Raw genomic sequence first — 11,266 nt, forward strand, 5'->3', positions numbered from 1 at the left:
TAGCCATTGGGTAAATCAATTTTTCGAGACAAAACAGAATCCCATTAAAGTAAGCGTTGTAACTTCTTTGAAAGACTGGACTTGCATTGATTTCACCTAGTTTACCCCTTCCCACAGTAGCCGATCTGGTTCCACCACCTGCACCGATCAAGCGAAAGTGGGTCCCTCTACCACAACGATTGCTGATTTCAGCAGTTGTGGCGATTCCTTTCCTGGCACTGATCGCCGCCATCATCCTCATGTGGGGTTGGGGCATTGGCTGGCTGGAACTTTCCCTGTTTGCCGGAATGTATCTGGTGACAGCAATTGGCATTACCGTCGGTTACCATCGACTGTTAACCCACCGCAGCTTTGAAACTACATCCACCGTCCGGTTTATTCTGGCGGCACTGGGTTCTGCAGCTGTAGAAGGCAATATTGCCAACTGGGTGGCCATGCACCGCAAACACCACCAATACAGCGATGAAGCGGACGATCCCCATACCCCGCACCACAGTGGCAAGGGATTGTTTGGCTTTCTGCGCGGCTTCCTGCATGCCCACATCGGCTGGGCGTTCTACGACGGCAACAATGAAATTGAAAAATACGCACCTGACATTAATAAAAGTCGCTCGCTGAAGCTGGTGAACAAGCTTTTTGTGTTCTGGGTAGCACTTGGCCTGATAATCCCCACCGTGATTGGTGGGCTGGTCACTGGCACCTGGACCGGAGCTCTGCTGGGCTTCCTGTGGGGTGGTTTGATTCGTATTTTCTTTGTGCACCACGTTACCTGGAGCGTCAATTCCGTTTGCCATATCTGGGGCAGCCGGCCTTATCCGGTAGATCGCAGCACCAACAACGTGCTGTTTGGCATTCTAGCCATGGGCGAAGGCTGGCATAATAACCACCACGCATTCCCCACCTCGGCCCGTCACGGCCTGCGTTGGTGGCAGTTTGATGCGAGTTACATTTTCATCCGCGGGTTGCAGTTGGTTGGCTTAGCCTGGAAAATCCGAGTGCCTTCGGAAAGTACACTGGCCAAACACGAGGCTTGATTGCATATCGTTCATGGTCACACCCACCCCCACAAATCTGAGAATAATTTCACAAACTGGCCGCAAGATTGTCGATGCCCGCTTCTTCAGTCGTGAAGGGGTGCTCTGGTTACTCGCTGCCTTCGGATTTCTCGTTGTCGGTGTGGTAAAAAGCATTAATCTGGTCATTTTGCTCAGTTATGTCATGCTGGGAATCTGGCTGCTGAATCTGGTTCAGGCTGGCAGGTCACTGCATGGAATTCGAGCCATTCGGCGGGCAATCCCACCACTATTTGCTGGTGAAGTGGGGGAATGGGAAATCCTCCTCACCCGCCAAGGCACCACACGGGGCGATTTTCTGGTGGTAGAGAGCTACGGTGGAGTCTCTAGTGCCTGGTGGATCAGTGGCCTCTCACCTGGAATGAACTACACATTAGCAGTGCGTGCTCGCTTTTCGCGTCGTGGGCGATATCTGATTGTGCCGATGCTTGCGATGGATGGCTCGCCGTTTGGACTGGTTCGTCGAAGTAATGTCGTTGCCGAAGGTGATGAAATTATTGTGTTCCCCAGACCAGCAACCGTCGATCTGGATCGATTGCGGGGCCTTCTTCGCTGGACCTGGGCCAGAACTGATGATGAACGGCACCAGGTACGCCGGATGATGGAAACCGGCCTGGAAATTCATGGTTTGCGGGAATATCGCACCGGCGATGGTTACCGCAAAATCGACTGGAAAGCTACCGCACGCACCAACAAACTGATTGTTCGTGAGTTTGAAGAATCCACACCGTCACGGATTCTGCTGATCATTGAACCGTATCTGCAATTGCCCGCAGAACAGCCCGCACTCGAGCAGTTGGAATCCCTGTTTTCTGTGGCTGCGGGACTGACTTACGAGTGGCGTCGGCCTGTTGGTGGGGCACTTTCGTTGATCATTGCAGGAGAAAAACCTGTAACGATTGATGGCCCTCCTGGGCCCGGGATGATCCCACATATGTTGCGGGCTATGGCCCTTGAAAAAGGTGGGCCTGCAGGCGATATCACATCGGCATTGATGGAACTCTCACGCGGTGCATTGAAATCACCCGTGTTGGTGCTGACCACGCATCCTCAAAGCCCCACTGCAGCTGCGGCACAGGCATTGCTTGGCCGAACCGTCACCGTATTGACGATCGATGCCCAATCGGATTGGTTTGAGCTTTCGAAAGAATAGCAGAAACACTTATCCCTGGCTTGTTGAATTTGAGTGCTCCTTCATCTTTTAGTGCGTATTCTGGTGAAAACACTTCAGTCTTTTGTTGCAATTTCAAATGAACTCGAAAGAAAATCATGGCTGCGTATAACAGCAGAGCGATTCCTCACCCAGTTCGGGTGTGACTCCATGGAAATAATGAAATGAAAGCGGAACGATATTTTTATCTCGGTGCGGGCATTCTAATGTTCGTACTGATGTTGATTGGCTTTCAATCCTTTTATCTGGATGGTAAAGCATACCCAGGTAGGGAAATACCACCGCCAATCCGAACGCTGGTTTACATCCATGGGATATCCATGACTGCCTGGATGATTCTGTACTGCCTTCAATCTACGTTGATTATCACTCGTTACCACCGCACCCACATGTTCATTGGGCGGTTGGCTGCTCTCTCCGCAACCGCAATTACCATTACTGGTTTGATGTTAGCGGTCCGGTCAACCAGCATAATGCCACCTGGTTTCGCACTGTGGGGACTTTCTGGCAAAGAGTTCATGGCTGTTCCTTTTTTGGGCATTCTGTTGTTCGCAGCAATGGTGGGTGCAGGTATCTGGTTTCGTCGAAAACCCAAAATTCACCGTCCGATGATGCTGTTTGCTACCTTAAATGCACTCAGTGCAGCATTGGCACGGATTGATGCGTTTAGCCGCACTTACCAGGGTACAACTTGGGAGCGAATTTTTGGGCCATTTCTGCTGACCATCCTCATCGGTGCGGCATTGGTACTGCTCCGCATGCTGGTGACGAGAAAGTTCGATAAGTGGTTCACCATCTCATTTGCAATTATGGCGCTGGCACTTCTACTGACCATTGTGGTCGCACGCACAGCTCTGTGGGTTAAGTTTGTTGATCTGCTGATATCCTAAGCAAGTATTCTTAAGGATGGCTTGTTTAATATACAAAGGTATACTATTTTAACCGTTTGACCTTGATCTCTTCTGCAGATCGGGTATTTCCGCCACCAATTATCGACAAATATGTACCCACCCTGGGTGACATGGAGGCGGCACAACGTGGGAAATCTACGATCTACTCGACTGCATTTAGAAAATCTGGAAAGTCGCGAAACACCCGCTGATTTGCGGTACGCACTGGCAATTCCAGACATTGGGATTGTGGGAACACCCCGCGTGGCTGCTGATCCATTGGGCAATCTGTATGTATCCGGCACTTTTCAGGGTTCGGTAAACCTTAACCCCGCTGGTGGGCGCTATGTTCTGCTCAGCAATGGTGGCACCGATGCTTTTGCAGCAAAATATAGCCCTCAGGGCCAACTGATCTGGGCCAGATCCTTTGGTGGGGCAGGTGATGATACGGGTGTTGATATCGCCTTCGATGGAGCCGCGAACGCCTACATTACCGGAACTTTCCAGGGCACTGCAGACTTCGATTTTTCACCTGCAGGTGTGGCAAACCGCACCGCCGCAACAGGTGGATCTGCGTTTGTTGCGAAAATTGGCTACTACGGTACCTTCCAGTGGGCGGAAGCCGTTGGTGGCACTTCGGAAGCCGGCAGCGTGGCCGTAGATCAACTAGGAAGCGTTTTTGTCGGCGGAACATACAATGGTACGGCTGACTTCAATCCTGCATTTAGTGTAGCCAATTACACGTCTGCAGCAGAATCCGGTTTCGTCTGGAAATTAAGCACCAATGGTATTTATCAGTGGGTCAATACCATTGAATCTACTGGCACCGTTGCGGTGCGTGGTCTGGCAACGGATGTGTTGGGCAACGTGATTGCCGTGGGCCGATATGAAGGCCAGACCGATTTCGACCCCACTGCCGGAACCACCGTGTTTAATGGTGGCAGTGGCAATGCCTTTGTCAGCAAATTCAGCCCCAACGGCCTCTGGAACTGGGTGCTGGCACCCAACCAAAGTGGCACCACTGCAGGGGCATTTTCGGAAGCCACTGCTGTGATGACCGATGCCGTCGGTAACATTTACGTCGGTGGGAATGCGAAAGGTAGTTACAATTTTCAGGTGCCCGGGGTTGATTTTAGTAGCAACTCTGGCAGCGTAGATGCATTCGTGCTGAAAACCAGCTTCAATGGCTATCCTTATTGGGTGCGTGGATTTGGTGGTGCCGGTGATGAAAATCTCACCGATCTGGCAGTCGATGATATTGGCAATACTCACTCTGCCATCAGTTTCACGGGAATTGCAGATTTCGATCCAGGGCAATACTACGTTCCTCTGAATGCAGGGACTGGCACCGATACAGCCGTGGTGCGGTTGAACACTTCCGGCAACCTGACCGGATTACGGCAAATCGGCTCGCTGGGTGGGGCGACAATCGCTACCGGATTGGCTTCGGATATTGCCGGGAATGTCTCGCTGATTGGGCAATTCACTGGCACCAGCGATTTTGACCCTGGGGTAGATAGTTTTGTGCTGAATGGTGGCACTGGCAGTGCCTTCATCAGTCGCTTGTTCTCGGCACCATTTTTGCCGCCTTCGACAACGTTGCCACCCGATGTCACGCCTGTCCCCACGCCGACACCGACGCCCACTCCAACACCCACACCCGTGCCAATCCCCACCAATCAGCCACCAGTTGTTACCAATATTGGTGGGCCTTACGTTCTGAATCAGGGCAACTCCCTGACCTTACGTGCGACCGCCAGTGACGTGGATAACCAGTTCCTGACTTACCAGTGGGATCTCAATGGTGATGGCGTTGCGGAGGCCACCGGTGCTCAGGTAACCTTCACAAATGCCGATCTGAATCGCCTCGGCCTGGGGCGGGCAGGGATCTACCTGATTACACTGCGGGTTTCTGACGGTACGAACGTCACCACCGCAACAACGACCGTACAGATCAACGCGGTAGCACCCACTGCCACCATTTTTGCCCCCAACCGCGTGGTGCGACGTGGGGTCCCCACGTTGTTCTGGTTCCGCACCGTGTCCGATCCTTCCAGCACCGATACTGCTGCCGGCTTCACCTACTCATACGATTTTAATGGTGATGGCACCTTCGATACGGTGGGAAGCTCTCCTTTTGCCTACTATGCCTATCAACTTAGTGGACAATACCGCGCGACGATGCGGATCACCGACCAAAGCGGTGCCTCCCGCGACTACCAGGTCACCGTCGTTGTTCGGTAAGGTGTATTACAGGTTCCATCAAGCACGCGAAACTTGTTTCATAGGTTAGCGATCGATTGTAAACTATTTGGCTGTAACCAGTTCACTTAACTAACAGATAGGAGGTACAGATGAATCCTGAATTCTTATCAGAAGCATTCTGGCAGCCATATTTTACATGTGAACCAAAGAATATCTCGAAAGACCAATTAAGTGCTCAGTTGGATAATCTTTCAAAAGATATCCCAGTGCGCGAAGAAACAGTTTCTTTCAAACACAACAACGAAGAAGTCTCCGTTACCTATCGTGTCGCAGAGTTTTCATTTTCCTGTGGACCAGTGTTTTCAATTAAGATCAATTATCAACCAGATGTGGATGGGTGTGACATCAGCATCTTTTTAGAAGATCGACGATCTTCAACAAAGCATACGATGGGTTGGTGGGATCTTGCGAGATGGCATCCTTACTGTTTGAAGTTTGAAGAGTTAGACGCACTCCTGGAGTACTGGGTTAGAAATGATCCACGCTGGGAAAACCGACACCTTCCGCTACTGTTGTTGTGCCATTTTGTTGGGCTTCCGGATGAAGATGCACGCCAGCAATTGCAAATCCAAACGGAAGAAGCAAAATTGGCACTCGGGTTACCAATTGCACTCAAAATACCCCTCAATGTGGCTGACGGAAACTACCGCTGGGAAAATGATGAAGAACTGGGATGGGTATTTACAAGCGATGAGTACTGCTGTTATTCGATCCGAAATCGGGCACATGCTGATTCTGATGAAGGCCAATTCCCATTCCTTGCCTTCCAGGAAATGATGTCCGAAATCAAAAAATAGGTGTTATTGGTTTGCGATTGTTTGCAACCAACGTGCATTTGTGGTAGCCTTACAACGATTGAAACAGTCGTCACTTCGGAAAGACTGCCTTGGCAGCCTTTTCCCGTTGGGGAATATTTCATGATCAATAACAAACTTTCTGCGTTTCTCAACGAAGGCTTTGGTGGCTTGCTTACCGCAGTCATTTCTGACATCAAGCAGCACATTGTCTCTCTGCGAGAGTCGGGCGTGAGCTTCTATGGATATGCTGCGATGCCACCAGACTACGCCACAGAATTTGATCCTACTTCATTTGCGGTGGCTTTTAACTGCGAATCAGACATCGACGAAGAGAATAAGAAAAAACCTTACTACCGTTACTCGGTCGATGAATGGCAAAATTACGTTCATGATGGGTTTGAAGCGACAAATGCTGAACTCAAGTCAATTCTGTCCGAATTTAAGACACTAACCAAACAGCAAGATGACGATGGAGCTGTTGAGTATTTAGCGCCATCAATTAATAAAACGCTACTCAACGCATTGATGTCGCTTCGAAATGACGGCACATTTGAGGGCATTGCCTATGTCGTAATTTGGATATCAGATTCCAGCGACGAAATCATCAATCAATCTGCAAAATCCTTGAATTCTGCAGAAGTTTATGATGAATACGCTTCAGAATTCTGTTAGAGTTGGGTTTTCGTGCGAACATATCACGTTTTTTGATGTTGTGAGTCGTTTGACATGGTCACTCTTCAGGTGGAATTTTCAAGCTAATGCGTGCACGTTCTGAAATGGCTACTACTGCCGGGTGCTTCAACTTCCTCTCGACAGATACCGCGTAGAATTGCTCCTTCAGCCCGGTGGGACCGCCAATCCGCTTTACCTCATAGTGCTGACATACGTCTGACTCGACCGCTGTAGGCACAGCAAATATCCCTTCACCTGCTCTGCCAAACACTTTCAATAGCGCACTGTCCTCAAACTCTCCCCTGATTTCCGGCCGTATGCCCACTTTGTCGAACCACTGGTCGAGATTCCGTCGTAATGCTGTCCCGACAACAGGCAACAGAAACGGAGCCCCATCCAGGGAACCTGGAAAACCGTCCGCGAGCGAGTCAGCAAGTTCCGTTTTGCCAACGATGACCACGCCACACTCACCCAACTGGTGGGTGTATACCTTTGCTTTCAGATTCTGGGGCAACGGTGTGTCCGAGAGTACTAAATCGAGATTGTGGATAGTTAAATCTGCAGTAAGTCGTTCGAGCTTTCCTTCTAAGCACTCTACCCGTACCGGGTTTGGTAAACGCAATGCTGGCTCTAAAAGCAGGTGGGCGATCAATTTGGGCATTACATCCACGATGCCTACTCTCAACCTTGCTGGGCGACCGATGGGCCTTCCATTGATCATGTCCATCAGTTCGCCACCCAGCGCGAATATCTCCTCGGCATACCGGAACACCGCCTGGCCGGTGTCTGTCAAGATCAGCCCTCGGCCGCTCTTCTCAAACAGTTCTGCTTTCATCGACTTCTCAAGTTCCTTGATCTGGCTACTGATCGTTGGCTGCGACACGTCGAGGACTTCCGATGCCGCTGTCACGCTCCCTTCCCTTGCGACGATCCAAAAGTAATGTAGGTGGTTGTAGTTCATCCAGTGCATGGACTCTACCTATCGTTTTTTTCTTGGTATTTCAGGCGTATTATCTATTTGTCCTCATTGTACACAGCGTGTAATAATTCATTGTGTTTCACAGAACAAGTAACTCAAACCGAGGAGAAGACCATGAGAATCGAGATTCATGTACGTGGTTTAAAAGTGGATGATTCTGCCCGGATGCTGTTCGAACGTCGTTTCAAATTCTCTCTGACAAGGCTGAATAACCGAGTAGGGCGGGTAGACGTGTACCTGTCGGACATGAATGGCCCGCGTGGGGGAGTTGACAAGAGGTGCCAGATCGTAGCAGAGGTCCTGGGGCTAGGCCAGATAGTAGTCGAGGACAAAGATAGTGATCTCACCAACCTGATTGATCGTGCAGCTGGCCGGTTGGGACAGACAGTACGCAGGCGAATTGCCCGTGACCGACTTCGCCAGCGGCAACGCACCCATGGAATTGCAGTTGTGAACTAAGTGAGTCTTTCAAAACGAACCCAGTTATTAGAGAATTATCATGAGATTAACCCGTGAACTGAAAGAGAAATTACTGGCCGACGGACGCATCAACAGTGCGGAACTAGCGCTGCTTGCAGACCTGCTGTATGCTGACAGTCGGATTGATCGTGAGGAGGCCGAATTCCTCATCGAACTGCACAAAAGGGTGGAAAGGGTTTCACCCGGCTTCGAGAAGTTTTTCTTCAAGGCAATTAAAGACCATGTGCTTGAAGACGGTGCAATCAGTGCGGAGGAGACCGATTGGCTGAGAAAGATGATCTTTGCCGACGGTCGCGTGGATGAGCGTGAGAAGAAACTATTGCGTGAGCTGCGAGGTGAAGCCACCCAAAAGTCTCCAGAGTTTGAGGCTCTCTATGCGGAGTGCCTGAATTAGTATTATTTCCCCGGTCAGAAACAGATTACCCTTCCTTCCCGCGGATGGTGGCCTGGAATTGTTTTTTCACATGGTCTTCGATCTTGCGGTGGGCCTTATCAATCTCTTTATCCGTCAACGGCTTTTCCCAAGATTGGTAGCGCAGGGCGAATGCCATGCTTTTCTTCCCTTCCGGAATTGAACTGCCAGTGTATACATCAAAAAGATGAATATCTGTTAATAATTCCCCGCCTGCGGTGCGGATCTGCTGCACCATCTGTTCATGGCTGACCTGGGCATCCACCACAATCGCAATATCGCGCAAACCAGCCTGGAATAAGGGGATAGGACGATATGCAAACCGTTCTGGCACAGCCTGCAGCAGCAGATCGAGATCCCATTCTCCTGCCAACACCGTGCGGTCGGTTACTTTGTAAGCCAAACCCACCTTGGGGTGGATTTCGCCAAATGTGCCCACAACCGAATTGTTGATCACCAATTCCGCACTGCGGGCTGGGTGAAGCCACGCACAGGGTGGTGCGAGACGATATTCTGCCCCAGAAATATGAAGGCTTTCTAATAATCGTTCGCAGATTCCTTTTAAATCATAGAAACCAAACTGATCAGTGGGGTTTTCCGGCTGATTCCAGCCCGATTGCTGCCGCACCCCAGTGAGCAGGATAGCTAGTTTCTTCGGTTCTGCAGGCAAACCACCACCCGTTGTGGGATAAAAAACCGTACCGGTTTCGAACAACTTCACGGTGTTGCAGTGTTTCAGGTTCACTTCCAGGTTTTCCATCAACCCAGCCAGTAACGTGCGTCGCATGGTGCTGCGTTCTGAACTTGCCGGATTCAGCAACGAAACCGCCTCACCCATCCAGCCAAAGCGAGATTCCACTTCCGGATTGGTCAGCGAATAATTGATGACCTGTTGCAGGCCCAGGCGGGCAAGACTATCCTGAAGAGAGGCTTCCAGATCCAGTGCCCGATTGCCACTTTGCTGCGGCAATTCCCCCGAAAGCAGGCGGGAAGGCAGGCGATCGTAGCCGAAAATGCGGGCGATATCTTCAATGAGATCGGCCGCACCGGACTGGATATCGAGGCGGTTGCTGGGTGCGGTAACTTGCCAACCACCGGGTGTGCGGGTGCAGGAATATTGCAGGGCCTGTAAAATCCGCTCCACTTCAGCAGGTGGGATCACAATGCCCAGCAGGCGGGCAATTTCGGTTTCCTGCAGATCAATGGTTCTGGCAATCATCGGTGCAGGATAAACATCCACAGCAGGCCCACTGACAGTGCCGTCTGCGAGTTCGGTAAATAATTGACAGGCACTTGCAGTGGCAACGGGAACCAGTTCGGAATGCACCCCACGGGTAAAGCGGGTGCTGGCATCGGTGAACTGGTTGAATTTGCGGGCAGTTTTCCGCACGGACACCGGATCGAACGAGGCTGCCTCCAGCAAAATCCGCTTCGTGGTGGCAGTGATGCCGGAATTCAAGCCCCCTTTCACCCCAGCCAGTGCCAGTGGACCTGCACCATCGGCGATCACCAGATTATCGGTAGTCAGTTCGCATTCCTGCTCATCCAGTGTGGTCATTTTTTCGCCCACAGTGGCTGGCCGCACAGTAATGGTGGGCGATTTCCCGCCTGCGCGCTGTTGCAGAACATCCAGATCGAAGGCGTGCAAAGGTTGCCCCACATCGAGCATTACGTAGTTGGTGATATCCACAATATTGTTGATGGGCCGCATTCCCGCATACTTTAATCGTTGTTTCAGCCACCCTGGAGAATCCTGAACGGTGATATTTTCAACCACCGTGGCCATGTAACGCCCCGAAAGGCTGGAATCGGCAATCTGTACCGCAATCTTCTCGCTGTGCGACGTGGTGGGCAGGGCAGGCAGTGGTTTTTTCAGCAATGGCCTGCCAAAAATCGCAGCCACTTCCAGAGCAATGCCCGAAATCGCCAGACAGCGAGCCATGTTGGGCAGAATGTCGATTTCCAGCACCGCATCGCCCAGATATTCCTGTGCCGAAGCCCCCACTGGTGCATCATCATCAAGTATGATAATTCCTTCATGTTCCTCGGTGATGCCCAGTTCGTATTCAGACATCACCATCGCATCTGAAGTAATACCACGTAATACGCCAGGTTTGAGGGTTTTCAGCACCTTTGGGGTGGCGTGGCCATCAAAATAGGTGCAATCTGTAAGGCCAAGTATTACTTTTTGGCCGGAACTGCCCACAGAAATGTTGGGGGCACCCGTAACCACCTGATGTGGGGCTTCTTTGCCGTAGTCCAGTTGGACTAATTTCAGTTTGTCGGCGTTGGGGTGCTTTTCGATTGACAGCACCTTCGCCACCACAATTTTGTCGGTTTCCCACACGGGGCCGGGTTCATCCACCTTGACACGAAAGCCTGCAGGAACTGGCAAGCCGTAAAACCGCACCGATGCCACTTCCAGGCCAGCAATGGTGAGCCGTTCGCACAGTTCCCCCACGCCAATTCCGGTGAGATCCACATGTTCTGCAAGCCATTTCAAAGGAACCTTCATGCCCAAAACCCC

General features: G+C 51.1%; 10 protein-coding genes. 8 read left to right on the top strand and 2 right to left on the bottom strand.

Annotated elements, in window-relative coordinates:
• Positions 1–86: 86 nt before the first annotated feature.
• From R3B84_13040 to R3B84_13065, 6 genes are all read left to right on the top strand, one after another.
• Entirely contained in the window at positions 87–1,034 is a 948-nt protein-coding gene (locus R3B84_13040; protein MEZ6141491.1) for an acyl-CoA desaturase, read from the top strand.
• A 13-nt stretch (positions 1,035–1,047) separates the two neighbouring features.
• A complete protein-coding gene (locus R3B84_13045) occupies positions 1,048–2,226 on the top strand; it encodes a DUF58 domain-containing protein (GenBank protein ID MEZ6141492.1) in 1,179 nt (392 codons plus the stop codon).
• 182 nt (positions 2,227–2,408) lie between these two features.
• Positions 2,409–3,134, top strand: coding sequence for a hypothetical protein (locus R3B84_13050; GenBank protein MEZ6141493.1), 726 nt, complete (start codon positions 2,409–2,411; stop codon positions 3,132–3,134).
• 147 nt (positions 3,135–3,281) lie between these two features.
• Positions 3,282–5,378 (top strand): PKD domain-containing protein, encoded by a 2,097-nt coding sequence (locus R3B84_13055; protein ID MEZ6141494.1) that lies wholly within the window; start codon positions 3,282–3,284, stop codon positions 5,376–5,378.
• A gap of 110 nt (positions 5,379–5,488) precedes the next feature.
• Positions 5,489–6,196 carry a hypothetical protein gene (locus R3B84_13060; protein ID MEZ6141495.1) on the top strand — a complete coding sequence of 236 codons (708 nt, stop codon included), beginning with the start codon at positions 5,489–5,491 and terminating at the stop codon, positions 6,194–6,196.
• A 120-nt stretch (positions 6,197–6,316) separates the two neighbouring features.
• On the top strand, positions 6,317–6,868 hold the full coding sequence (locus tag R3B84_13065) for a DUF4303 domain-containing protein (protein ID MEZ6141496.1): 552 nt from the start codon (positions 6,317–6,319) through the stop codon (positions 6,866–6,868).
• A gap of 58 nt (positions 6,869–6,926) precedes the next feature.
• Here the strand turns inward: R3B84_13065 and nhaR are convergent, their stop codons facing one another.
• Entirely contained in the window at positions 6,927–7,838 is a 912-nt protein-coding gene (gene nhaR / locus R3B84_13070) for a transcriptional activator NhaR (GenBank protein ID MEZ6141497.1), read from the bottom strand.
• 123 nt (positions 7,839–7,961) lie between these two features.
• Between nhaR and R3B84_13075 the strand changes: the two genes are divergently transcribed.
• Both R3B84_13075 and R3B84_13080 read left to right on the top strand, forming a co-directional pair.
• Positions 7,962–8,306 (top strand): HPF/RaiA family ribosome-associated protein, encoded by a 345-nt coding sequence (locus R3B84_13075; protein ID MEZ6141498.1) that lies wholly within the window; start codon positions 7,962–7,964, stop codon positions 8,304–8,306.
• A gap of 40 nt (positions 8,307–8,346) precedes the next feature.
• Positions 8,347–8,721, top strand: a complete 375-nt coding sequence (locus tag R3B84_13080; GenBank protein MEZ6141499.1) for a TerB family tellurite resistance protein — start codon at positions 8,347–8,349, stop codon at positions 8,719–8,721.
• 25 nt (positions 8,722–8,746) lie between these two features.
• Here R3B84_13080 and pheT read toward each other — a convergent pair whose 3' ends face one another.
• On the bottom strand, positions 8,747–11,254 hold the full coding sequence (pheT, locus tag R3B84_13085) for a phenylalanine--tRNA ligase subunit beta (GenBank protein ID MEZ6141500.1): 2,508 nt from the start codon (positions 11,252–11,254) through the stop codon (positions 8,747–8,749).
• Positions 11,255–11,266 lie beyond the last annotated feature (12 nt).

The sequence above is a fragment of the Zavarzinella sp. genome (assembly GCA_041399155.1).
Lineage (GTDB): Bacteria > Planctomycetota > Planctomycetia > Gemmatales > Gemmataceae > JAWKTI01.